Here is a 23,669-nt window from a genome sequence, read left to right as displayed (position 1 = left end):
CACAGGTTAGCGATACCCCTGCGGGTTATTAGACTGCCAGCGCCAAGCATCTTCACACATCCGATCAATACCCAATTGCGCTTTCCAGCCCAACACCTCAAACGCATAATCCGGGTCGGCATAACATTGCGCCACATCACCCGGCCTGCGCGCCACAATCTCATAGGGCACAGCTTTGCCCGAAGCTTGTTCAAAGGCGCGCACCATTTCCAACACCGAATAGCCGTGCCCCGTGCCTAAATTCAGGGTTAGCAGGCCTGGTGATTGCATGAGCTTCCGCAAGGCCGCAACATGCCCTTTAGCCAAATCCACCACATGAATATAATCGCGCACGCCCGTACCATCGACCGTCGCGTAATCGCCGCCAAATACCGATAACTTCTCGCGCAATCCCACCGCCACTTGCGATACAAACGGCATCAGGTTATTTGGAATGCCATTCGGATCTTCACCAATCAAACCCGATTCATGCGCACCCACCGGATTAAAATAACGCAACAAACCAATCGACCAGGCCTGGTCACTGGCATAGACATCGCGCAAAATATTTTCCACCATCAATTTCGATGCGCCATAGGGATTGGTGGTTGATAACGGAAAATCCTCTTTAATCGGCACACTCGCCGGATCGCCATAGACCGTCGCCGATGAGCTAAACACCATGCGCTTGCAATTAAACTCCGCCATTACCTCAAACAAAGCCACCGATCCCGACACATTGTTATCGTAATAGCGCAAAGGTATCGCTACCGATTCACCCACTGCCTTGAGCCCAGCAAAATGAATCACCGCCTCAATATCAAACCGTGGAAACACCGACCGCAACAGCTCACGGTCACGAATATCGCCCTCGATAAACTTGATCGGCTTCCCAGCAATCTGCTCTGCACGCTTAAGCGATTCCAATGATGAATTAGACAAATTGTCCAATACCATCAAATCAAACCCCGCCGCCAACAACTCCAAACACGTATGCGACCCAATATAGCCAGCACCACCGGTTACTAAAATCATTTCGTGCCCTTTTCAATCTCATTTGCCATCGTAAAGCACAAACTACCCAAGTCCCATAATCTCTAACATCCGTGCATTGACTTTATGCACATCAAATTTCTCTTCCGCCATTTTGCGTGAAGCCAAGCCCATCGGTTCAATTTGATCGGGGTTTTCAATAAACCAAATCATTTTTTTAGCTAAGGCATCAACATCAAACGCCGGGACAAAAAAACCATTATCACCCTCAACCACCGTTTCCCGACAACCTGGTACATCAGTCGTTAAAATGGGGCGACCAATCGCCATCGCTTCTTGACTAGAACGAGGCACACCTTCTCGATAAGAAGGCAAAACAAAAACGGAACTGGCCGCTATCCATTCAGCCACATTACTCACCTGACCAGGATAAACAATCACGTCACGCTTTATATAACCCTGCAATTGCGCATCAGACAAGGCATTCGGGCTGGTGGTATCGGTACTGCCCAACACCACAAACTCAGCATCAAGATAGGTCTGCTTAACAAGATCTGCCGCCGCTAAAAAATCAAAGATACCTTTCTCTTTCAACAAACGACCAATAAACAAAAACCGTACCTTATCTAACATAGGTTTTTGATAGGGATAATCTTCCAAACTTAATCCAATACCGCCTAAGACCGCGACATCATTGGCTTTTAGCCGGTGTTTAACCAACAACTCATCACGATCATCAGGGTTCAAAAAAACTAAGTCTGTCGAAGCGGGAAAGGCAATCCGATAAAGCAGTAATTGAATCTGTTGAATCAGCTTGGTTTTAAACGCTTTGCCCTCTGGTTGTTCAGTAAAGGCAAAACCCAAACCTTCAAGCATGGCAATACGCTTGGGCACCCTCGCCCATTTAGCAGCAAGAGTGCCATAAATAACTGGCTTAACAAAATAAGAAAAAACAATATCGGGCTGAATAGACATCAACTGCTTTTTTAACGCAAACATCATCTTTAAATCCGCAAACGGATTTAAACCAGAGCGCGACAATTGGTAATCAACCGGCACACCACCCCAGTCAGTAAGTTGTTTTTTTTGGTCAGACGTATAGTCAATTGCAAACGCAAAAACCTGATGCCCATCAGACAACAATTTTTGAATTATAGGGCCACGAAAACCTAGAATTGAACTGGCAACAGTGCCGATGATCACGATTTTCATAATAAATTATTTTATATAGTTTTTTAATAAATTAGTAATGGGCCTTTCGAAAAAAAAGTATAAAAGAACCCCCAAGATTACTGTGAAAGTAACAGATGATATAATGAAAACATCTGCATTATTAAAAATAAAATAAAATTTAAAAATAATCGGCAAAGAAAAAACTTGAATTAGATAAATACTATAAGATGCATTGCCAAGTAAATTAAAAAATCTATTCCTAAATTGATACAAATTAAGACATGACAAAACAATTAAAAAAGATGGCAAGCCCCACTTTAAAAACCTTGGAAGCTCTTCAATAAACTGTATGACGTGAGATAAATATAGAAATAAAACACCGATTATAAACATAAAAATGGACAAATAATTTTTTAATGAGAAATTTTTATATATATAAGCTATGAGCATACCAAAAATAAACTCTAAGAATGTAGCTGAAATAAAAAAAGAAAAAAATAATAAAATTAAAATTAAAAAATAAAATCTATATCTTTCATTTTGAAAAAAAGTGATAAAGCAAATATTGTATAAAATAAAACCTCATACTCTAGTGTCCAGCCAAGATAAACAACAGGATAATCATAGGAAAAAAATGTGGAATAAAGAAAAGTGAGGTGAGTAAATAAAATAAATCATATTCATTTCTTAACAGCAACACAATAAAGAAAAGAAAAGTCAATAACCAATAAAGTGGAATAATTCGAACAACCCTTGAAGAGACAAAAGATTTTATTGTTTGTGGTTTATTAATGTGAATATACATCATTATAAAACTAGAAATAACGAAGAAAAGGTCAACACCAAAAGAACCAACACCTTTAAAAATCATAAAAAAAATATCGAATGTGAATTATCAATTGATAACTCGACTGCATGAAAAAAACAACAAAAACGGCTGCAATTCCACGAAGAATTTGAATATTATGTATAATCATAAAGGTTTAACTCTCTTGTAAACAACAAAAATGGCAATTGCAATAAAAACCCAGAAAATAGGAGATCTAGCACCAAAAGTTGAAAAGCCATAAATTAATGGTGAAAGGTAAATAAACTTTTCAGCAAAAGAAAGCTTAAAGAAAATTTTCAGTATAAAATGCAAGAAAATATAAAAACCAATCAAACCATAATAAAAAAATATTCCAGCCCATGTTGAATGGATTTCATGGGTTGAATTGAAACGAAAATCAGCACCTTGCCCGGCACCAAAAAAAAGATATTGATAATAATCTGCAAAACGATCATAACCCCTATCAGAAAGTTGCTGATCAGTATCTGTGGTTACAAAGCGATCCATCAAGTACTGGGTCTGCTCCAGCCCACTGATTGTATATATAAAATAAGATGTAAAAAATAAGCCCAAAATCATTCCAAAAAGTTTAGTCGACACCGATCCAAAGTAATCTTTATTTAAAATAATCAAACCTAACAGCATAGGAAGCAGGCCAACTAAAGCTGATCGAGAAGCAGAAGATAAAATGATAAATACGAGCATAATAGATGCGCTTGCAACATAAATAATCTTAATCTTATAAACGCTAGATAATAGAAAAAAAGAAGCCGCTACGCATAATGCCCAAAAAGCCATCTGATTAGGATCATTAAAAAATGCATTAAATCTTGGAAAAAAATCAAAGCGTCCTATCTCAAGTAAAGTTAAACTAAAAAGCAAAGCCAAACCGGCATACAAGGAAAATATGATTGGTTTAAAATTAGATTCGTTCTTAGCCAAAGAAAACAATACAAAAACCAAAGTTAACAAACCAAACAAAAAATATAAAATTGAAAAAATAAACGAAATGTGAAAATTTATTACGGCGAAAAATATATTAACAAATAAAGCATATAGAAAGAACAAAATTACGGGCTTAACATACTTATATGAAAAGATTGAATATATATTCCGCTGATCAGCAAATAAAAAATATGAAAAAATTAATATCAGCAATAAATGTGAAGGTTGCGGTACCCCGCTTTTAAAAACATAAAATTGCGATGCAGAAATAGCTAAAAACCATAAAATAAATTTCATTTAGTTATAATATCCACTACAGATTGATAATAACTATTCTCAGAACTTTCTTGTGAACGTTTCTTTAATAAAATATTTTGCTTATTAAATAAAAAAAACATCCTAACTAAAAGAGATTTTATAAATAATTTAAAACGCTCTTTCACTGAATAGAAAAAAGGCAATAAACCTCTTTCATATAAATCTGCAATGCATTGACGTTGTTGATAGTAGCCTCTCAACATCTTAGCAAGACTGACATTTTGATCTTCTCGATAACAGTAAAGCGGCTCTTCGATAAAGTAAACTTTTAAATCATTTTTTAATTTAGCATCAATCCATAACTGAAAATCTTCAGCTTGTATAATTGCTTCATTATATGGATTACGTTCAAACCATTCTTTTCTTACCATAATACTGGCATGAATAATACCAGCGCGACCTGCCACTACATCTAACAATGATGGACAATATGAATTAGGTGTAGATCTTGTACCTATAACATTATTATTAGAATCAATTGCAATAATGCCTGTTGAAACCAAATCAATATCAGGATTTTGAATAAGAACGTTGTATTGTTTTTCAAATTTATCTGGCAAAATTAAATCATCTGCATCCATTCTCGCAATAATGTCATATTTCGATAATCTAATAATTTCATTTAAGCGTGCTGGAAGCTTCTTATTTAAACCATCAGAATAAACACGAACTTTATCCGATTCATATTTTTTCGCTATTGCTAATGAGTTGTCTGTAGAACCATCATCTATGATTATTAATTCCCAATCAGTGAATGTTTGCGCAATAATTGACTCAATAGCATCTTCTAAGAACTCAGCCGCATTGTATACAGGTATACCTATGCTAACCTTCATCAATTAAATCCTCAATCAAATCTAAATAAACACCTAATATTTTTTCTTGCGAGAAATTACTCTTAATATATTCAAAAGAAAAATTCATATCAAAACTTTCTTCTTCAATTTCAATAAATTTAGTTACCGCATCAGATAAGTCATTATATGAATAAACTAAACCTGCTTTAGAATCTCTAGTTAGTAATGGACCTGCTCCCGGGCTATCCGAAACAAGTACCTTTAGCTTCAAAGATATTGCCTGAAGTAAAACATTTGGCAATCCTTCATAAAGTGAAGGCATTAAAAAGACATTTCCTCGGGATAGATATTTAAATGGATTTTTTTGATAACCTACAAATAGAACCTGCTCCGATAATCCAGATGCCTCTACTTTTTCTACTAAATTTGCTTTTTCAATTCCATCACCAACTATAACGTATCCATAGTGCAAACCATTTTTTTTTAAAAGATTTAATAAATCTATCCCAAACTTAAAATTCTTTACTTTAGAAAATCTACCGACAGACAGAATTAACTTAGAGTCATATAAATCAAAAAAAGCTTTTTCACGATCTGACAGCGGCTCACTTGACAACCTATAAATATTATCAATATCAACAGGGTTCCCAACCACACTAATTTTTTTTTCAGATACACCTATTTGGCTAACCAATTCCTGCTTCATAAGATGTGAGAGTGCTATAACTTGATCTGATTTTTTATAAAGCCTTCGCACAAAATAGTTCTTAATTTTATCTTTTAAAGTCTTTTCATAAAAATATTCAGCACTTGGTGTATTTGCCTCTCTTATAACAAGCTTAAATTCATTTTTGGTAAAATAACGCCCGATTATAGAGTACAAATTACACTCTTTAAGAGTACTGATTAAAACATCACGCCTAGATTTTCTTAAATAACTAATTAAAGGAAAGATAGAATTTGAAAGACTACAATCAAGTGAAACCACCCTTATACTATCATTAAGTCTTTCAATTAAAGGCCCTTCATGCCTTGTAACGATAAATTCGACCAAATAATTATTTACGACTAGATGATTACCTAAAGTCACCATAACGTGCTCTGCACCACCTGGATTAAAATCAGGCATGAAAATAGAAACTTTTTTAGTTAACATATTTACTGTTGTTTAAAAAATGGCTTATCAAATATAGTCTATAAAAAAACCATAACGTATGCTGCCAGCGCCTCTCTCGTTTCCTAAAAAGAACAACCCAATTAAGGCACATATTCGCAATTTTTTTTCCATCCCAAAAAATACATGATTTAATCTCACGGCACATAAAATCTATATTTTCTAATACAACTGTATTTAAATCATACGTAAACCCATATTTACCAAGCGCATCGGAATCGAGGCAGATTCGTTCTTTGAGGATTTTGCGGAGGATGAGTTTGTTTTTTAGGGTTTTGCGGTCGAATAGGTGTTGTTCTGGCATTTTGGCGAAGTATTCGGCAACTTGTTGATTCGCCCAAGGTAAAACCATATTTGCATTGATCGAATCGGCAAAATTTCTGGCTTTTCGCGTAAAAATTTCTTGGTCAATAATTGTTCCGCGAATCGAGGGTCTAAAATCCAAATAATCCTGATTGGTGTCTTTTTTAAACCAAAAATCCGACACATCAAAAGCATCTGGTAAAATTTTCATGGCATCTGAAAAGGATAACCCAGATAAACCTGTCCATTCTGCGCGTGTGCGCCCTGCAACATGAAACAAACTTTCTGATGGGAAATATTTTGATAAGACTCGGCTATGTTTTAAATATTTTGATAATTGCTGACGATTGTATTCTGCGCGACTTGGAATGTGACCAATGAAAACATCATTCCCCATCCCATCAATAATATTCGCGCCTTTGAGTTCGGGCAGTTGGTGGGCATAGAGTGGATAGGCTAAAGTGACATTGTCGGTGCAAGGGAAAGGCGCATTAACAAAATAGTCGTTGATGGCGTGTTTGTGTTTGAATTGCAGTTGATCGACTTCGTGCAATATTTGATGTTTAAAACCCAGTTGTTTGGCGATGTTGGCGCTGATTTCACTTTCATCCGCCTGGCCTTTGGATTTATGGGTAATCAAGGTGACCTTATCCTGCCAACCGGCTTCCGCTAACGCCAACGCGATACTGTTGCTGTCTTTGCCTGCGCTGTGGAATAGAAAACTCGGCTTAGTTTCATCAATGCGGCTGATGGTGGCTTCGGCCAGCATTTGTAAAATCAAGTCTTCATCCGGATGCATTTCATCCGCATGCAAACGGTTAGCATTTAAAAACGGAAATTCGTGGCTAAACTGAATGTCGATTTTACCATTGAGCGTGGACACCTTGGCCTTATCACCAATGCCGAGAATGTAAATATCCTGATAAGCGGTTTTCGGCGGTGGCACCACCCCGCTTTGCAATAAAAACGACAAGCCTTCCGTGCTTATCTTTAATGGCTTCGGCACACGCGCATCGTTTAATAACTTGGTAATCGAGGTGGAATACAACAAGGTCGATTGATTTTGCGGCCAATAAAGATACAGCGGAAACTCGCCCGCTAAATCGGACTCAAGCACCAAGCCTTGTTGGTTGGGGGTGAGGTGTGTGATCATGCGGTTTACCCTAGATGTTTGTATTTGTGGTAAAAGCCAAACTGGAAAATGGCCATTATAAATCGTGCACCAACTAAGGTAAAAATCCCTCCCCAAATCCCCCAAAATGGAATAATAAGCAGAGCAACTCCAAAAAAAATCAACGAGGTATAGAGCGCAATGTTTTTAACAATTTTTTCTTTCCCGACAAGCATTAAATAATTCGTACCGTAGGTCATGATAATGAATATCAGGAATATGCAAATGGCCAACCATTGGATATAGGTAGCGATTTCGAGGTTATCTGCGCTAAATAAAAATGTTGTAATCCACTCCGCCGCAACAAAGGTAGTGACGGTCAAAAACAGGCCTGATACCAACATAATTTTTTGAAATACCTTATGTTTTTGTAAGTTACGAGAAAGGTAAGGCAAAAAGGTGTTGGATATAATATAGGCAAACGAGATCACGGCATCAATCACCTTTGTGGCGGCGGTATAAAGCCCGACAAGGGTATTATTAGTAAATAGCCCCAGCAAAAATACTGTTGAATTGTTGTAGAGGTTTGGCGCAAGCTGGCTGACAAATGCGTGGTGTCCACTTTGATATATTGATTTAACCTCTTGCAATTTAGGCATTTTAAAATTAACTTTAAATTCTTTTTTGACCAGCACTATCGCTAATATAAAGATCAGCAATGCTAAAAAAGCCTGCAACAGTGGCACTAAGACAAAATCACTCTCTTGTTTTATAAAAACAAATAGGCTAATTAAAAATAAACCACTGCTACCCAGCGTTAAAAATGTGATGTATTTCATTTTTTCCATTCCCTGAAAAAACCACACAGGAAATAGACTTTGAAAAACGACAAACGCTAAGGTAAAGAGGTATAAATCTAAATTGCTGCTAAATTTTTCAAACGAAATAACGATAAGAGTAAACAAAACTGCAGCTACCCCGGCCAATAAGATAGATGCTGATAGCGTTGCGGAATAAATCTGTTCTAACTTTGCTTTTTTATCACGGTTTCGAGCAATTTCACGAGTTGCTGTCACACCAAAACCGAATTGTATAATTGCGCCAAAGTATAGGCCAAGCGATAAAGCAAAGTTGACTAAACCAAAGTTTTCAATGCCAATGGTTCTGATCAAATAAGGCAACGTAATCAGCGGGATTAGAAATTGAAATCCACGCAACACTGAAAGAGAGAAAAAATTACTAATCAGGCGTCTTTTGTTTTCTGTATTGGTAAGTGTTTTGATTTTTTTTAACACAAAATATCTACCTGATGTCTATTACAAATTGAGACCGAAAAATATGAAGCACACATCTTCAAAAGTACTGACAACAAATACACCAACGCAAACAACTCCAAGCCGACAATCGCGACCATCGGGTCATAGATAAAAATGGCCATGCTCACAAGTAGTGCCAAGTCAATGCGAGCGCTCATATGCATAAGCGGGTGCAAAATTGAATTGGTCACACGAATCGATTCATTGGCAAATTGTTTGGTGAGCTGAGCGCTACTGCCGAACGCATGGAATAACCAGCACTGCTTGAGGTAATGGCTATACAGGCGATCGGCGATTTCTGTGCCCACTTGGCAGCAAACATCGCGAGTCGCCAGGTGGTGAACATGGAAATGAGCGCGGATAAAAACAACATCACCAATACGCCGACACCCAGCAAAAACACAAATTGTGCTTCGGTGCTGATGCCGCTGGCATTATAGACTTGCGCAATTAGCGTGTCTTGTTGCAGGAGGCTCATATCGCCTACTAGGGCCATAAACGGCACAATAGAAGCCACCCCGGCGATTTCTGTAATCGCCATTAATATGACTAGAGTTTGAAGCGTGTAAAATCGAGATCGTTGATTGGGTGTTAGAAGGCTAAATAGCTCTTTAATCAGTTTAAACATAATATCTCTTATACCACTCCATAAATTTCCCTATCCCCTCTTCAATCGAGGTGCTGGGTTTAAATCCCGTATCCACAATTAAATCATCTACATCGGCATAGGTGATGGGGACATCGCCTGGTTGCATCGGTAGTAGGTTTTCTTGTGCTTTTTGGCCACAGGCGGTTTCAATGGCGGTGATAAAGCGGCGCAGGGTGACGGGTTGGTTATTGCCGATGTTGTAGATTTTGTAGGGGGCGTGGGCTTGGGTCAGTTCACTTTCTTGTGCTGCCGGTATGCGCTCCATCACGCGCATCACCCCTTCGATAATATCGTCGATATAGGTGAAATCGCGCTGCATAATGCCGTTGTTAAAGACATCGATCGATTCACCCTTGAGTATTTTTTGGGTGAAGGAGAAATAGGCCATATCCGGTCGCCCATAGGGGCCATACACGGTAAAGAATCTTAAGCCGGTGGTTGGCAATCCATAGAGGTGGCTGTAGGTATGGGCCATTAACTCGTTGGATTTTTTTGTGGCGGCGTAGAGGCTGATGGGATAATCCACTCGATCTTCTGTACTGAACGGCTGCTTGGAGTTCATCCCATACACAGAGCTGGAGCTGGCATATACCAAATGCTTCACCTGCGTTTGTCGGCAGCCTTCGAGAATATTCACAAAACCCACTAGGTTAGAGTCGACATAGGCGTGTGGGTTTTGGATGGAGTAACGCACCCCGGCTTGCGCGCCGAGGTTTACGACAAGATCAAATTTTTCTTGCTCAAACAGCTGTGCGATGCCAGCACGATCCGCCAGATCAAGTTTGATGAAACTCAGGTTTCCACACGCTAACCGCGCCTGCGTGTTGAGGGCTTGGCCCTCTGAACCAAGTTCTAGCCCAAGGACTTTTAAGCGCTCCAGCTTGAGCTGTGGATCGTAATAATCATTGAGGTTATCAATCCCAACAATCTGATGATCGAATGCTTGCAGGGCTTTGATCAGATGAAAGCCGATAAACCCGGCAGCACCTGTGACCAGTATTTTTAACGGGTCAGTTTTGAGATTCAGTGTCGGCATAATAATTTAATCTTTTCTAAATAAAATGGGCTATATCGTGCAGATGCTTATCTCGTACATGCCAATAAAAGCGGCGGCACCGGTGATGAGGAGTTTCATCTGTTGGTTCTTGCGTAAATCTCGATCCCTACACGGTCGATATGGGCTTTGAGGCCTGTTTCTTACGCCAGGCTCATGAGTTGATCATACCTGCGAACCGATCACGCAATTTAACCAGCAGTGGATAGTCTTCATCGCGGATTTTCTGCTCGACCACGATGGCGGTTGCTTCGTTGTAGGTATGCGTGGTCAGGTTGCGGTCTTCAAGCGCTTGTATCCAGCGGTGGCCATCTTCGACAAGGCCGTTCTGAAATGCCTGTTTGAGGGCTGAGCGCGGGCTGTTTACCTCGAAACCTTCTGCTTGCTGGTAGTCCTTCAGCAGCTTCCAGGCGAGTTCAAATGCCATTTCAAAAAACTGGATGATGCCGGCACGCTCGACCACGCTGGGCTGCTGGATGCGGATAGCCTGTTCAAGCAGTGTGAAGGCGTTGCAGTACTGTTGGTAACGCTGATGCCAGCGAATGTCTTGCTGAGTGTTCACAAGGTTATTCCTGTTTCTTCGGCGATCCGGTGAATGGCCGCTTTGGGTGTATCGGGCGTATCAAAAACCACGTCGATTTTGCGCTCACCCAGTTGCCTGATGATACGAGCTTGCAACCGAGCCACATCCCAAGCGGGGTGTTCGACGGTATGTGCCACCTTTACCAGCAAGTCAATATCACCACCCTTGGCGTTGTCATCCGTGCGCGAGCCGAACAGTTTGACTTCAGCATCTGCGCCGAAGATGGCGCTAACGGCGGATTTGATGGCGTGTATGGCGTGTGGAGTTAGGCGCATGGGTCAGACTAGGCTACCTTTTTTGCGTGTGAGGAAATTGGAGTCAGAGTAGAACTCCTTTGCTAACTGGCTTTTTCGATCTTGGTATTTGGCCGTAATGCCGCCGCCAGCGTGTCTGGCCCCAGATCTTGACCATCAGGCCAGCCAATGCCGCCGAAAAAAAGGCTGACTTTTGAGAAGTATGCTTCGTCTTTGAGCTGAAGGAAGAAAGGGCTCTGCATGAAGGGGCTGATGTCAACTTCACCCTTCTGGCCATCATTGAACACAACATAGACTTTTCCATTCGCTAATGGACTGACTTGCGTGACTTTCAACATCTTGATCACCTCAATGGATCAATTTTCTCAATAGGCAAACCGCGCACTGCTAGCGACCAATCCGCCATGACCTCTTCCCTGTGTATTTCCAACCATGCCTGTACCAGCTTCATTTTTTTGCTTGGCAAACTTCCTTCGAGTAGTTCACCTTCTTCGATGCCGATAACCGCTGTATGTTCAGTATACTCAACGTGGATGTGTGGCAGATTATGCTTTTGGGTATCGTAAAAAACAATTTCCTTATCGACCATACGGGTCAAGAAGCTCGATCGTTCCTACATTGTGCTTTGGGCGTTGTCATCCACACGTGAGCCAAACAGCAGAATACGGCTGCTCTGGCCAAAGTAACGGCGCAGGGTGGTAACGATGATCTGTTGTTGTTTTGGGGTTAGGCGCATGAGATGCGTTTAATCTTTTCCAAATAAATCGCGAGTATAGACTTTGGTTTGCACATCCTCAATCTCGGCCACCAAGCGATTGGCAATAATGACATCGGCTTGTGCTTTAAATTGATCAAGATCGGTGATCACCGGCGATTTGAAAAACTCGGTTGTGCCCTGTTCACTCAGCACCGGTTCATAGATCACCACCTCTATGCCTTTAGCTTTAATGCGTTTCATCACGCCCTGAATGGCGCTGGCACGGAAGTTATCGGAGCCTTGCTTCATCACCAGGCGATAAATACCGACTGTTTGCGGCTTGCGCTTGATGATTTGGTCGGCGATAAAATCTTTGCGTGTGGTGTTGGCGTCTACGATGGCCTGAATCAGGTTTTGTGGCACATTTTGGTAGTTCGCCAACAGCTGCTTGGTGTCTTTAGGGAGGCAGTAACCACCATAACCAAAGCTGGGGTTGTTGTAGTGATTGCCAATACGCGGATCTAAACCCACCCCTTCGATGACCTGTTGTGTACTCAGACCATGGCTTTCGCAGTAGGTATCGAGTTCATTGAAGTAGGCGACACGCAAGGCTAGGTAGGTGTTGGAGAAAAGCTTGACCGCTTCAGCTTCCGTGGCGTGAGTGAAGAGCACTGGGATCTCAGCGGCGGGTTTCATCGCACCTTCGATCAGCAGTTGGGCAAAGGCTTCAGCCCGTGCAGATTTTTCGCCAACGATAATGCGTGATGGATAGAGGTTGTCGTAAAGCGCTTGGCCTTCTCGTAAAAATTCGGGTGAGAAGAGAATATTATCGGTTTTGAATTTAGCTTTTACGGATTCCGTGTAGCCCACGGGGATGGTGGATTTAATCACCATGAGCGCCTGCGGGTTGACGCTCAAAACACTTTGAATCACGGCTTCAACAGATTGGGTGTTGAAGGTGTTGGTATCTGTATCGTAATCGGTTGGTGTGGCGATGATCACAATTTCAGCACCGCGATATGCGTGGGTGGCGTCAAGAGTTGCGCTGAGCTGCAGCGGTTTTTCTGCTAAAAAGGCTTCAATCTCGGCATCCACAATCGGCGAACGCTTCTGATTAATCAGATCCACCTTCTCTGGCACGATATCAACGGCGGTGACGCTATGGTGCTGAGCCAGCAAAACCGAAAGGGAGAGGCCTACGTATCCTGTACCGGCAACGGCTATGTTCATACTTTGTCCAATCTATTAAAAATGTCATGAGAAGAGTATTCGACCGTGACACTTTTTGCTAGGTTTCTGGGTTTGTCTATCACGGTTCGAGAGGCTTCAGACACGCTACCGCCCTGAGATACATGGCTTTCCTCAACGCCTAAAATGGGTAGATGAAGCATATATAAATAATAATGAATGACAGGTAATCACTATTATATATATACAATTCGGTATTGATTATTTTCTTTAAATTAAGCCAAAGAAATTAATTTAACCCTTTAAATTTAATCTCATTTTTAATGAGAGACAGGGTATAAAGCAATAGTGAATTAAGGGTATTTAAATAGATAACCCACTAAAAACTATGCGTCTTTAGTGGGTTAAAACGAAGCAAATAATGACTCCGTTATAGTGGAGATGGGTTATAGAGTAAGAGTATTAAACAGTTAGAAATACTCGATATGAGTCAAGAACAGAGGCGGTCTGCATCTGCAACCTGTGTGGTGTAGTAAAGACAAAACAGCGATAAACGCTCGGTGTCTTCTAGCAGCTTGCGAATGCGTCGCTGGTTGCGAGGATCGGCTTCTAAGGCTTGTTTGGTCACCTGCAATACTTGTGTTTTTTGTGTGCCACTAAGAAGATCCCAGAACTCCCAGCCCATTTGGCTGAGTTCAAATAAGTGCAGCGCCTGCCAGGGCGCGCTGTTATAGGCTTGTTGGTAAGCGGTTTCAAACTCATCATCCGCTTCCAGAAGGTGCAACTTCATTAAGGCTAGCTGGCCCCAATAGTACGGCCAAAGCGGGCGTGATTCTGTTGCAAGGCGGTAATACTTTAAAGCATGGCGCCGACTCTCTTGAGCATCGGGATCATTAAAGGGACGATCAAAATAGCGCCATTCATGGACTCTGGCTAAACGTGCTTGATGCACACCATTCACCACCGGATACCAACTTATCGCGGATTCTGCTGCCTGGCGTGCAGCTTGCCAAGCCTGAGGACCCGGTGGTGTACCCTGCTCAGACCAGTGTTCCAAAAAAAGATCGGCTTTATAGGCTTGAATCGCGGCCATCCAAAAGCGCACGCCTAATATCAAGACTAAACTGGCAATTAAGATAAGGCTGAACGACAAGACTTTTTTCACCGCGCATTCCTGTGCATCAATCAGTTTTTGGATTCTACGCATTTGATTGCACATTGGAAATGTCAATTGCAGCCTAGGTTGAGTTTGCGGATAATCGGTTTTTCTCTTCTGAATGACTGTTGGAGTCTGAAGATGGCCAGGTTCAACCCGCTGCGCTGGGCCTTTTTCTCATTAGCTTTGAGCCTTGGCTCGGGCCTGAGTGCGGGCTTTTTCATGCCCGCTCAAGCTGAATTACACAGTAGCTTGCAACTGAATCTCGACACCTCTCGTTTAGGCGTGAATGATCGATTGGTCGCCTCTTTTTTAGCGCCCGGCAGTTTGTCGGAGCCACCGGATTTGTCTTCTTGGCAAGACAGCTTTCTCATCAGCTCGCCGCAACGCTCTTTGCTGACACGCCACACGACTCAGGGCCGCTCCGTACAAACACGCTGGCAATTTAAACTGCAACCACGCCAAGCAGGGCTAATCACACTCGCGCCGATTGAATACTTAGGCCAAACCACGAATAGTTTGAGTGTGCGGGTGTTGGATAATGAAGTACCACGCTCCATTCTGGCGGATGCCGATTCTTTCGTGATGACTTCGCTTGATAAGATGAAGGTGTATCGCAATGCTCAGGCACTTTTAACCTTTTCCATTTATCACCGCGACCCTTTACCGGAATCAACCGAATTTATTCCACCTTACCTGGAATTTGGCCAGGTGCGCACGCTGGGCGAGCCGCGACAAGCGTTAATCGATATCAATCGCCAAGCTTTTTATGTGACCGAGCTGACCTATGCTTTATTCCCTGATGAGGTTGGGTTTGTTGGGGTTGAAGCGCCTGGCGTGCGGATTCCAGGCCCTCAGAATGCTGATCAGCTGGAGTTGTTGGCGGATAATCTAGTCCTTGAAGTCATGCCGGAAGCACACGTTTCCAGCCAAGGTTTTTGGCTTCCAGCAAATGATCTGCTACTAAGTGATCAAACCCGCAGCCTAGAGGATGAGAGTCAACCACGCCTCATCCGGCACTTGCATTTAATCGCCCAGGGGCTGACTTCTGAGCGTTTGCCCGAGCAGTTACTGGATGCCGCGCACTATTCGCATTACCGCTTACTGAGCCGTGATCTTGAAGAACACACTTCGGCACAAGGTGTCACGACCTGGTTACAGGAGCTGTGGTTGATCGAACCTCAGGCTTCTGGGCTGTATGAGCATCCGGGTGTGGATCTGTATTGGTGGGACACGCAAGCAGAGCAAGGGCGGGTGTTAAGCACCCCCCATTCTGAGTTGGAAATCGCCCTACCCGAGCCACTCATGGCCGCTCCTGTCAGCACGATCGAGGCGAACACGCCTTGGCCTCTTGCTTGGATCAGCCTTCTGGGTGGCGCAGCTTTATTACTGTTGGCCTTCGGTTCCTGGGCTTTGCAACGCAGAGGTTGGAGGTTGGCTTTCAGATCCGTGCCGAAACCGGAAAAACCAGATCATCCGAACGCCTCTGCGGTGGAGTGGGCAGAGGCAATGGCTCTGCAACAGGCGCCTAATGCCAAGCCGATGAGTGCCGAAAAACCTTCAGCGCCACACTCATCGACACACTCATCAACACAGTCGCCAGCACAGATTGCGGATGAAGCCCTCGCCTTTCAAATCCTGGCGGCCAGTTGTGAGCGTAATGATATGCAGGCCGCACGTAGCGCTTTGGTGAGTTGGTCACGCAGTTTTTGGCCCGATCATGCCATTCAAGGCCTGGATGCCATTTATGAGGTGGCACGCAACCAAACCTTGAACTTTTTGATTCTCGATTTGGAGCATCACTTACTACATCCGCATGAGGGCGTTTGGCAGGGAGATTTACTGTTACAAGCAATCCAAACTCTACGCAAACGCCGCCAATTGGCGCTTAGCCGTTAACCGCTGCGTTTAAGGCCTGATCCAGCTCGGGGTAACGAAAGCGAAAGCCAGCATCTAGCAGTTTTTGCGGCACAACTCTCTGCCCTTCTAATAGGAGTTCGCTGGCTTCTCCAAGCATGAGTTTCATCACCCAAGCCGGCATGGGTAAACAGGCAGGAAGTTTTAAACTGCGCCCAAGCGCTTTCGCAAACTCAGCATTGCGGGCGGGGTTCGGTGCGGTCAGGTTAAAGGCACCCGATAACTCAGGGTGATCAATTAACCAGAGGATGGCCGCCACTTCATCTTCCAGATGTATCCAGGACATCCATTGCTGACCTGTCCCGATCGCCCCCCCTAAACCCAAACGAAAAGGCGGCAACATTTTCGCCAGTGCGCCCCCTTTCGGGCCAAGCACCACACCCGTGCGTATCTGGCAAACCCTGATACCTAATTCTGTGGCCGCTTCAGCCTCTCTTTCCCAATCGGCACAGAGTTGATGCGTGAAACCTGGTGCAACACTGGCTTTTTCATCTAAGACCTCATCACCTTGGCTACCGTAGTAGCCAATCGCTGAGCCACTGACCAAGACACTCGGACGCGTTGCTGACGCAGCCATCCACTGCACCAGTTGCCGTGTGGTTTGGATACGACTGTCGCGCAGCAAAGCTTTACGCGCATCCGACCAGCGTTTATCGACAATGGGGGCACCGGCCAGGTTGACCACAGCATCGATGCTTTGATTAGTTTGATCGATTTGTGCCAGATCTGTGACATACTGCACGCCTGGGGCGTTTTTCTGCGACGTTCGGCTCCAAATAACCACTTGATCACCACGCGCCAACAGTGCAGCTTGTAGCCTTTTTCCTATGAAGCCTGTACCACCACTGATCAGTACTTGCATCGGATTCTCTCCCTAGGTTTTTTTATATACACTAGTACGTTCAGATGAATTCTGCAGATTTATTCTGATTCGCTTTGCCTAACTTCTTCCGCTTTTTATGTGCTGGGCTGGAAAGGACTGCCAATGAGTGAAATTAAGCGATTGCGTGAGGAAAACCGCCATCTTCACCGCTTGCTCAATATTATGCAGCACAAGGCGGCTGATAATGAGCAGTTATTACAAGCGCTCTTTAATGCGCAACTGCGCATTCTCTCCTGCACGAGTTTAGCTAAGCTGGTGGAATACCTGACCTCTGAGTTTCGCGATCAGTTTCAACTCTGTGCCGTAAATCTCATTTTGCTGGACCCTGAGGAGATGGCGCAGGAGTGTCTAGACAGCTGTCCAAACTATCAAGCTACCCGTGCTTTGCAACTGCTCAAACAACCCTTATGGCTGCCTCGCCTCTTTCCCAATCAAGCGCTTTTTTGTGGTGAGCCGGATGGTTATTTCAGCCAATTTTGTTTTCCCAACCAAACCGATATTGCCTCCTGCGCACTCTTGCCTCTTATGCGAGAGGAGTGCTTAATCGGCTGTTTGGCGCTCGGGAGTCGTGAACCGGAGCGTTACACCCAGGTATTACGCTATGACTATATTTCACATTTAGCGGCTGTGGTGTCCTTAGCACTGGAGCAATGTATTAGCCGCGAGATTTTGCATAAACACTCGAATACCGATGCGCTGACACGGGTGTTGAATCGACGTGCATTTAACACCCAGTTGATACGCGAGATTAAGCGTTGCCAACGCACAGATGAAAACTTGATCTGTGTTTTGGTGGACATAGATCATTTTAAACAGGTCAATGATCAGCATGGGCACCTGACCGGCGATAAGATTCTACGCGCGGTTGCACGCTTGCTACAGGATTCATTGCGCAGTACCGATACGCTGGCACGTTTTGGCGGTGAGGAGTTTGCCATCCTATTGCCGGGATGTGGCTTTGAGGAAGCGTTACGAGTGGTCGAAGGCCTTCGCCAGCGCATTGAGTCTGAGCCCTTCCATACTCATCAGAACCATCCTCTGCGCATTACAGCCTCTTTTGGTTTCACGCTTTGCGAAGCTCGTAGAGTGGACGAGTTTGAATTATCAGAGTTGATTGAAACTTTATTGCAGAATGCCGATCAGGCATTGTATGTGAGCAAGCACCAGGGTCGTAATCAGACCCATTTCCAAGCTTTGCCACCAAGGTTGCAGGTGATCGGTTAACCACTTACCACCTTGATGGCCCCTTAAACTTAGGACACTTAAATTCAAGCCACTTAAACTTAACGATAGTCCTGATCGTTAAAGGGATCTAATGGCTGCTGTAACTGTGTGTCTTGGCTGGCGTAGAGTACTTTACCTTCCAGCTTTAAACCCTTGCTCGCAAACCAGCGCTCGTTGTCTTCCAATAACTCTTCCGCACGACTGGCGGCGTACCAGGCACGGATAATGCGGTAAAAATAGTGGGCGAAAAGGGCGGCTGAGGCACCCAGGAAGAAGTCTGAACCCATCGCAAACACCATGATGACCAGAGCGACAATCCAGACACGGCTGGCTTTAGCATCCTTCACCGCATCTTTGGCTGTTGTCAGCTGTTCATTACATTTCAGTGCACGACGAAAATTCTGCTGGATATCAAACTTATCATCGGCTTGGAGAAATCTTTCCATTCTGTTCATCCCAAATATCGTTATTAATTATACATGGAGTATATCGAAGCCCGGGAAAGGGATCGAGTCTGTGAGCTACAACCTTTGACTAACTCACAGTCTCCAGGTACTCACTTACACACTCTTACTCGCCACCTCGTAGACATCTCCTGATAGGTTGGGTTCCTGAAGAATACGCTGTAACTGTGCCTGCATCAGCTGCTGTCGCTGAGCATCATATTTGCGCCAGCGTGTTAGGGGTGTCAATAAACGTGAAGCGATCTGAGGGTTCTGACGATCCAACTCCAGAATACGATCCGCCAGAAAAGCATAGCCCTGGCCATCCAACGCATGGAAGTTGACTGGGTTCTGTTGGCAGAAGGTGCCGATGACCGCACGCAGTTTGTTCGGATTGCGGGCATCGTAGATCGGGTGCTGACGCAAGAGTTCGACACGCGCCAAGGCGCCCGGCTTAGGATCAGACGCTTGGATGCCTAGCCACTGATTCATCACCAGCGACTCATGCTGCCATTGATGGAAAAACTCATCTAACAGGGCGGCTGCCGAATCACTAAAGTTCGAGTGCGCAACGGCCATCAGAGCCGCTTGCTGCTCCGTCATATTATCGGCGGCATTGAACTGAGATTCTGCCAAGGCTAAATAGGCCGCGTTATCCAGCGTCATCAAATAGCCCAAGCAGGTATTTTTCAGGCTGCGCCGTGCAATCTCTTCACGTGTAGGTTGATATGCCGCTTCGGAGTCCATCGCTGTCCAGAGATTCAACCATTGCGCTTCCAGCGCCTGCGCCAGAGCCTGACGCAGGAAACGGCGCGCTTGGTGAATCGCATCCGGGTCAATGACCTCAGCCAGTTCGCTCAGATAGGCTTCGCTAGGGAGCGTGAGCAACAGAGATTTCATCGCCGGATCTATCTGTTCATCCTCAAGGATACTCGACCAGACCTCAACTAAACGTGCCTCTAGGCTGAACGGCTTGCCGGCTTGATAATCGGCAATCAGCCGTTGCAACAAGCGCACAGCCAACTGCTGTCCGGCCTCCCAACGGTTGAAGCCATCGTTGTCATGCTTGGATAAGAAGGCCAGTTGCGCATCGGTATAGGGATAATCCAGCTTCACCGGGGCGGAGAAACCTTGCAGCAGGGATGGCAAAGGCTGCGCTTGAATCTGGGTGAACTCAAACACCTGCTCGGCAGCCGTCAGCTCTAACACCTGCTGAGTACCGGGAATTAAAGCACCTTCGTCATCCAACAGACTGATTTTCACCGGCATATGGAAAGGCAATTTTTCAGCCGCTTCCGGTGTCGCAGGGCAGCTCTGTTTGAGCCGCAAACGGTAGATCTGTTGCGCGGCATCATACTCATCACGCACCTGCAGACGCGGTGTCCCGGCTTGGCTGTACCAGCGTTTGAACTGGCTCAGATCACGACCGGACACATCGGCCATGGCCTGCACAAAATCATCGGTGGTGACGGCTTGACCATCATGGCGTGCAAAATAGAGATCGGTGCCCTGACGGAAGAGTTCAGGTCCGAGCAAGGTGTGCAGCATACGCACGACCTCGGCACCTTTTTCATAGACGGTGAGCGTGTAGAAGTTAGAAATTTCGATGAAGGATTCAGGGCGAACTGGATGCGCCATCGGCCCAGCATCCTCCGCAAACTGCGCGGTACGCAGCATGCTCACCTCTTCGACACGTTTGAGGGTTTCGGAATGCATATCCGCCGAGAAGCACTGATCGCGGAAAACCGTAAAGCCCTCTTTTAAACTTAGCTGGAACCAATCGCGGCAGGTGACTCGATTGCCGGACCAGTTATGAAAATATTCATGGGCCACGACAGATTCGACGCGCTGGAAAGCCGCATCGGTCGTGGTACGTGGATGTGCCAGGACACAGGCTGTGTTGAAGATATTCAAGCCTTTGTTTTCCATTGCGCCCATGTTAAAGAAGTCAACCGCGACGATCATGTAGATATCGAGATCGTATTCGCGACCATAGACCTCTTCATCCCACTGCATTGCACGCTTGAGCGAATCCATGGCGTATGCCAGTTTATCGAGATCCTTGGCCTCTGCATAAATCTGCAATAACACCTTACGCCCGGAGACGGTGGTGAAATGATCTTCAAATTTACTTAGGTTACCCGCCACTAGGGCAAACAGATAGGCGGGTTTAGGATGCGGATCTTGCCAAGTGACCCAGTGCCGTCCGCCTTCCAACTCACCCTGAGCAATCGGATTACCGTTGCTGAGTAGAATGGGGTATTGGCTCTGATCGGCAATCAAGGTGGTGGTAAAGACCGACATGACATCAGGACGATCCGGGAAGAAGGTAATACGCCGAAACCCTTCTGCTTCACACTGAGTGGCGTAGATACCGTCCGATAGATAGAGCCCCTCAAGAGCGGTGTTTTGCGCAGGATGAATGCGTGTCACACAAATGAGTTCAAATTCCGCCGGCAGCGCTTGTAGGCTCAGCAACTCCCCTTCACGCTGCCACTGCTGCGCCGCAAGCGGTTGGCCATCCAGCGTTAAGGAGATAAGTTCGACCGATTCATGGCCATGCAACTGCAGAGGTGCTTGGGTATCGGCCCCTTCTGCGCGGACAATCCTTAAATGACTGGTCACCAGAGTCTCTTCAGTGTTCAGTTCAAAACGTAGATCTGTGGTCAGTATCTGGTAGGCCGGAGCCTGATAGTCTTTTAAGTAGATCACCGGTTTTTGTGACATAAATCCGCTTTCCCCGCGCCTTGTCTCGATTAACTGTTCAGAATTTTTAAGACCTGTGGTTGTAGAGGATCACAACCGTGCTGCTCACCATCGGGACGCGTACGATCAATAAACCCTACCCGCTGCGCTTCCGGCACATTACGGCGATGCTCAAAAGCGATCACCGCCTGCATGCTCTGTTCACGCTGGGCGGGGGTTAATTTCTGGCCATTCGCCCACTTGCCCAATTCAATTGCACGCTTCATCGATTCATAGACCTCATAAGTCATGGAATCGATCATCTCTTCAAAAGTCATGTTTGAGTCCTCTTAATTCCAAATTTGCCATCACGTCGTCATTACGCAAAGAGACGGAGGATCCGATGCCCGAGAAACGCAAAAATCAATCCTGCGATCAAGCCGATCAGGTGTGCGGTATTCGCCACCGCGCCCAAACCTATCGTCTGCAGTAGATCGGTGTACCCCAGCGCCAACCAGATCAGCATAAATCCCATCAGCGCTGGAGGTAAATCAAAGACGGCACGCTTTTGCAATTTATCCCATAACCAGGTGTAGCCTAGAAGGGCATAGACTACCCCTGATAAGCCACCAAAAAGTGGACCACTGACGCTGAACTGCGCCCAGTTGGAGCTAATCGCGCTGAACAAAAATAAGCTAAAAAAAACCCAAGTGCCCTGTTTCAGCTCGATACGTGAACCCAGTACCCAGATCCACAGCGCATTAAACACCAGATGCATCTCGCTAAAGTGCATAAAGGTAGGGGTTAATAAGCGCCAGTACTGATGCTGCTCCCAAAGGCTGCTGGCTGAGCGATAGAGTAAACGTTGCCCTTCCTGTTGAAATTCGGTGAAGGACAGCTGCGCCATCATTTCACGCTGATCACCCCAGCCAATTAAAAGGCTGACGAACAACCCGCTGAGAATGAGAGACAGACTTAACCAGTGTGTTTGCCAGCGCATGCACCGCTCCGCTTAATCTGAAAAAATCACTTCACGCGCGACATCGACCCAAACAAATTTATCTTTTTGAATCCGGGTTTCCTGATCCATTCGATAAGCCACCAGCTTGCCATATTTCACGGCACTGTAATCCAGACAGGCAATATTCGCCGCTAAGGGTTCAGGTTCACCTTGGCACCAGTAGTGACCGATAAACAAAGGTTTTTGATCCTCACGGTAACAGATCAGATCGGCTCTTTGCTCACGGGTCAGCGGCAAACGTGCCAGATGTGGCGGCAAAGGATCGGGCTGAAACACCACATCCACCAGATAATAGGGATCTCTTACCCAGAATTTAGTGCGAAAATAGTGGCGCTCAAAACCGTCGCGACTGATCATCACTTCGTTATTGGGTAAGCGCAGATGGGTGCCGCGCAGAAGGCGATCCATGATCGTCCACTCCAAGGAGTCTTCAACCGCTGAGCGGAAGAGGAAACCGCGCGTCATACGATTGCCGCCATTTAATTCGGTAAAACGATCGATATATTCCTGATGCCAGCAGGCATGCACCGCACGAAAATGCTCTAACTCTAAATAGAGCGGCATCTCTTGGAACCAATTGAGGAAATCACGCTGATCATCTGGATAGTTAGCAAGCTGCTGTAGCGTCTCTTCCAGAATACGTCGATGTCTTGGGGTATGGCTGCGTAGATAAGGCTGGGCAAAACCACTGGGGGCCGGGGTTTGATAACAAAGGTAATTATATTCGTGATTGCCCATCACAATTTGCGCATGCCCTGCACTCACCATATCGTGCACAAGATGCAGGGCTTCACGAATATGCGGCCCGCGGTCGACCAGATCACCGATAAAAATTGCTTGGCGTTCGGGGTGTTGATAAATCCCGTTTTTTTGCACATAACCCAGCCGACTTAAAAGAATCTTGAGGCTGAGGGCACAGCCATGTACATCCCCGATCAAGTCGTAACCGGATACCACTCGCTCTGTCACAACTCTCT

The 23,669-nt window shown here is 45.0% G+C and carries 24 protein-coding genes; 2 read left to right on the top strand and 22 right to left on the bottom strand.

The features are described 5' to 3' along the window. Positions 1-6 precede the first annotated feature (6 nt). The 16 genes from galE to E1H14_RS03310 form a co-directional block, all read right to left on the bottom strand. Positions 7-1,014, bottom strand: coding sequence for a UDP-glucose 4-epimerase GalE (galE, locus tag E1H14_RS03380; RefSeq protein ID WP_149390048.1), 1,008 nt, complete (start codon positions 1,012-1,014; stop codon positions 7-9). Positions 1,015-1,056: 42 nt separating this feature from the next. Continuing rightward, positions 1,057-2,184: a glycosyltransferase family 4 protein gene (locus E1H14_RS03375; protein WP_149390047.1), complete on the bottom strand. Its 1,128-nt coding sequence runs from the start codon at positions 2,182-2,184 to the stop codon at positions 1,057-1,059. 934 nt (positions 2,185-3,118) lie between these two features. Further along, entirely contained in the window at positions 3,119-4,216 is a 1,098-nt protein-coding gene (locus E1H14_RS03370) for a hypothetical protein (RefSeq protein ID WP_149390046.1), read from the bottom strand. Next, a complete protein-coding gene (locus E1H14_RS03365; RefSeq protein WP_149390045.1) occupies positions 4,213-5,073 on the bottom strand; it encodes a glycosyltransferase family 2 protein in 861 nt (286 codons plus the stop codon). The genes E1H14_RS03370 and E1H14_RS03365 overlap by 4 nt, the downstream gene beginning before the upstream one ends. Further along, a complete protein-coding gene (locus tag E1H14_RS03360; protein ID WP_160142010.1) occupies positions 5,063-6,163 on the bottom strand; it encodes a glycosyltransferase in 1,101 nt (366 codons plus the stop codon). The genes E1H14_RS03365 and E1H14_RS03360 overlap by 11 nt, the downstream gene beginning before the upstream one ends. Positions 6,164-6,179: 16 nt before the next feature. After that, positions 6,180-7,664, bottom strand: a complete 1,485-nt coding sequence (locus tag E1H14_RS03355; protein ID WP_149390043.1) for an asparagine synthetase B family protein — start codon at positions 7,662-7,664, stop codon at positions 6,180-6,182. Between the two features lie 5 nt (positions 7,665-7,669). Continuing rightward, positions 7,670-8,917, bottom strand: a complete 1,248-nt coding sequence (locus E1H14_RS03350; protein ID WP_149390042.1) for an oligosaccharide flippase family protein — start codon at positions 8,915-8,917, stop codon at positions 7,670-7,672. A gap of 208 nt (positions 8,918-9,125) precedes the next feature. Continuing rightward, positions 9,126-9,566 (bottom strand): 6TM ABC transporter family protein, encoded by a 441-nt coding sequence (locus tag E1H14_RS03345; protein WP_149390041.1) that lies wholly within the window; start codon positions 9,564-9,566, stop codon positions 9,126-9,128. Further along, positions 9,559-10,623 (bottom strand): NAD-dependent epimerase, encoded by a 1,065-nt coding sequence (locus E1H14_RS03340; protein ID WP_149390040.1) that lies wholly within the window; start codon positions 10,621-10,623, stop codon positions 9,559-9,561. The genes E1H14_RS03345 and E1H14_RS03340 overlap by 8 nt, the downstream gene beginning before the upstream one ends. A gap of 172 nt (positions 10,624-10,795) precedes the next feature. Next, positions 10,796-11,203, bottom strand: a complete 408-nt coding sequence (locus E1H14_RS03335) for a nucleotidyltransferase substrate binding protein (RefSeq protein WP_149390039.1) — start codon at positions 11,201-11,203, stop codon at positions 10,796-10,798. After that, positions 11,200-11,499 carry a nucleotidyltransferase domain-containing protein gene (locus tag E1H14_RS03330; protein WP_149390038.1) on the bottom strand — a complete coding sequence of 100 codons (300 nt, stop codon included), beginning with the start codon at positions 11,497-11,499 and terminating at the stop codon, positions 11,200-11,202. The genes E1H14_RS03335 and E1H14_RS03330 overlap by 4 nt, the downstream gene beginning before the upstream one ends. Positions 11,500-11,561: 62 nt before the next feature. Next, entirely contained in the window at positions 11,562-11,816 is a 255-nt protein-coding gene (locus E1H14_RS03325; protein WP_149390037.1) for a DUF2442 domain-containing protein, read from the bottom strand. A 5-nt stretch (positions 11,817-11,821) separates the two neighbouring features. Then, on the bottom strand, positions 11,822-12,067 hold the full coding sequence (locus tag E1H14_RS03320) for a DUF4160 domain-containing protein (RefSeq protein WP_149390242.1): 246 nt from the start codon (positions 12,065-12,067) through the stop codon (positions 11,822-11,824). Between the two features lie 24 nt (positions 12,068-12,091). Beyond that, the gene (locus E1H14_RS13330) at positions 12,092-12,214 is read right to left on the bottom strand and encodes a hypothetical protein (RefSeq protein WP_268814350.1); all 123 of its coding nucleotides are present in this window, start codon (positions 12,212-12,214) and stop codon (positions 12,092-12,094) included. Between the two features lie 9 nt (positions 12,215-12,223). Then, positions 12,224-13,405 carry a nucleotide sugar dehydrogenase gene (locus tag E1H14_RS03315; protein ID WP_149390036.1) on the bottom strand — a complete coding sequence of 394 codons (1,182 nt, stop codon included), beginning with the start codon at positions 13,403-13,405 and terminating at the stop codon, positions 12,224-12,226. Positions 13,406-13,853: 448 nt separating this feature from the next. Continuing rightward, positions 13,854-14,570: a hypothetical protein gene (locus tag E1H14_RS03310; protein WP_149390035.1), complete on the bottom strand. Its 717-nt coding sequence runs from the start codon at positions 14,568-14,570 to the stop codon at positions 13,854-13,856. A 90-nt stretch (positions 14,571-14,660) separates the two neighbouring features. Between E1H14_RS03310 and E1H14_RS03305 the strand changes: the two genes are divergently transcribed. Next, on the top strand, positions 14,661-16,418 hold the full coding sequence (locus E1H14_RS03305) for a BatD family protein (protein ID WP_149390034.1): 1,758 nt from the start codon (positions 14,661-14,663) through the stop codon (positions 16,416-16,418). Here E1H14_RS03305 and E1H14_RS03300 read toward each other — a convergent pair. Then, positions 16,408-17,298: a TIGR01777 family oxidoreductase gene (locus tag E1H14_RS03300; RefSeq protein ID WP_149390033.1), complete on the bottom strand. Its 891-nt coding sequence runs from the start codon at positions 17,296-17,298 to the stop codon at positions 16,408-16,410. The two genes, E1H14_RS03305 and E1H14_RS03300, sit on opposite strands and share 11 nt — an antisense overlap. Positions 17,299-17,421: 123 nt before the next feature. Here E1H14_RS03300 and E1H14_RS03295 point away from each other — a divergent pair, with 123 nt between their 5' ends. Next, a complete protein-coding gene (locus E1H14_RS03295) occupies positions 17,422-18,543 on the top strand; it encodes a sensor domain-containing diguanylate cyclase (protein ID WP_149390032.1) in 1,122 nt (373 codons plus the stop codon). 59 nt (positions 18,544-18,602) lie between these two features. Here the strand turns inward: E1H14_RS03295 and E1H14_RS03290 are convergent, their stop codons facing one another. The 5 genes from E1H14_RS03290 to E1H14_RS03270 form a co-directional block, all read right to left on the bottom strand. Beyond that, complete coding sequence (locus E1H14_RS03290) at positions 18,603-18,989, bottom strand: hypothetical protein (RefSeq protein WP_149390031.1); 387 nt, start codon at positions 18,987-18,989, stop codon at positions 18,603-18,605. 114 nt (positions 18,990-19,103) lie between these two features. Further along, positions 19,104-21,713, bottom strand: coding sequence for an aminopeptidase N (gene pepN, locus E1H14_RS03285; RefSeq protein ID WP_149390030.1), 2,610 nt, complete (start codon positions 21,711-21,713; stop codon positions 19,104-19,106). Positions 21,714-21,742: 29 nt separating this feature from the next. Next, a complete protein-coding gene (locus E1H14_RS03280) occupies positions 21,743-22,009 on the bottom strand; it encodes a YeaC family protein (protein WP_149390029.1) in 267 nt (88 codons plus the stop codon). Between the two features lie 41 nt (positions 22,010-22,050). Beyond that, complete coding sequence (locus tag E1H14_RS03275; protein ID WP_149390028.1) at positions 22,051-22,671, bottom strand: rhomboid family intramembrane serine protease; 621 nt, start codon at positions 22,669-22,671, stop codon at positions 22,051-22,053. A gap of 12 nt (positions 22,672-22,683) precedes the next feature. Next, positions 22,684-23,661 (bottom strand): metallophosphoesterase, encoded by a 978-nt coding sequence (locus tag E1H14_RS03270; protein ID WP_149390027.1) that lies wholly within the window; start codon positions 23,659-23,661, stop codon positions 22,684-22,686. Between the last annotated feature and the right edge of the window lie 8 nt (positions 23,662-23,669).

The sequence above is a fragment of the Nitrincola tapanii genome, from assembly GCF_008368715.1.
In the GTDB taxonomy this organism is placed as follows: Bacteria; Pseudomonadota; Gammaproteobacteria; order Pseudomonadales; family Balneatricaceae; genus Nitrincola; species Nitrincola tapanii.
Note: the sequence above shows the minus strand (reverse complement) of the source record. Positions and strands in the feature narration are given on the sequence as shown.

Excerpts from the sequence above, each read along its gene's own strand:
- galE (WP_149390048.1), bottom strand. The coding sequence starts at position 1,014 with ATGATTTTAGTAACCGGTGGTGCTGGCTATATTGGGTCGCATACGTGT.
- E1H14_RS03375 (WP_149390047.1), bottom strand. The coding sequence starts at position 2,184 with ATGAAAATCGTGATCATCGGCACTGTTGCCAGTTCAATTCTAGGTTTT.
- E1H14_RS03370 (WP_149390046.1), bottom strand. The coding sequence starts at position 4,216 with ATGAAATTTATTTTATGGTTTTTAGCTATTTCTGCATCGCAATTTTAT.
- E1H14_RS03365 (WP_149390045.1), bottom strand. The coding sequence starts at position 5,073 with ATGAAGGTTAGCATAGGTATACCTGTATACAATGCGGCTGAGTTCTTA.
- E1H14_RS03360 (WP_160142010.1), bottom strand. The coding sequence starts at position 6,163 with ATGCCTGATTTTAATCCAGGTGGTGCAGAGCACGTTATGGTGACTTTA.
- E1H14_RS03355 (WP_149390043.1), bottom strand. The coding sequence starts at position 7,664 with ATGATCACACACCTCACCCCCAACCAACAAGGCTTGGTGCTTGAGTCC.
- E1H14_RS03345 (WP_149390041.1), bottom strand. The coding sequence starts at position 9,566 with ATGTTTAAACTGATTAAAGAGCTATTTAGCCTTCTAACACCCAATCAA.
- E1H14_RS03340 (WP_149390040.1), bottom strand. The coding sequence starts at position 10,623 with ATGCCGACACTGAATCTCAAAACTGACCCGTTAAAAATACTGGTCACA.
- E1H14_RS03330 (WP_149390038.1), bottom strand. The coding sequence starts at position 11,499 with ATGCGCCTAACTCCACACGCCATACACGCCATCAAATCCGCCGTTAGC.
- E1H14_RS03325 (WP_149390037.1), bottom strand. The coding sequence starts at position 11,816 with ATGTTGAAAGTCACGCAAGTCAGTCCATTAGCGAATGGAAAAGTCTAT.
- E1H14_RS03320 (WP_149390242.1), bottom strand. The coding sequence starts at position 12,067 with ATGGTCGATAAGGAAATTGTTTTTTACGATACCCAAAAGCATAATCTG.
- E1H14_RS13330 (WP_268814350.1), bottom strand. The coding sequence starts at position 12,214 with ATGCGCCTAACCCCAAAACAACAACAGATCATCGTTACCACCCTGCGC.
- E1H14_RS03315 (WP_149390036.1), bottom strand. The coding sequence starts at position 13,405 with ATGAACATAGCCGTTGCCGGTACAGGATACGTAGGCCTCTCCCTTTCG.
- E1H14_RS03310 (WP_149390035.1), bottom strand. The coding sequence starts at position 14,570 with ATGCGTAGAATCCAAAAACTGATTGATGCACAGGAATGCGCGGTGAAA.
- E1H14_RS03305 (WP_149390034.1), top strand. The coding sequence starts at position 14,661 with ATGGCCAGGTTCAACCCGCTGCGCTGGGCCTTTTTCTCATTAGCTTTG.
- E1H14_RS03300 (WP_149390033.1), bottom strand. The coding sequence starts at position 17,298 with ATGCAAGTACTGATCAGTGGTGGTACAGGCTTCATAGGAAAAAGGCTA.
- E1H14_RS03295 (WP_149390032.1), top strand. The coding sequence starts at position 17,422 with ATGAGTGAAATTAAGCGATTGCGTGAGGAAAACCGCCATCTTCACCGC.
- E1H14_RS03290 (WP_149390031.1), bottom strand. The coding sequence starts at position 18,989 with ATGGAAAGATTTCTCCAAGCCGATGATAAGTTTGATATCCAGCAGAAT.
- pepN (WP_149390030.1), bottom strand. The coding sequence starts at position 21,713 with ATGTCACAAAAACCGGTGATCTACTTAAAAGACTATCAGGCTCCGGCC.
- E1H14_RS03280 (WP_149390029.1), bottom strand. The coding sequence starts at position 22,009 with ATGACTTTTGAAGAGATGATCGATTCCATGACTTATGAGGTCTATGAA.
- E1H14_RS03275 (WP_149390028.1), bottom strand. The coding sequence starts at position 22,671 with ATGCGCTGGCAAACACACTGGTTAAGTCTGTCTCTCATTCTCAGCGGG.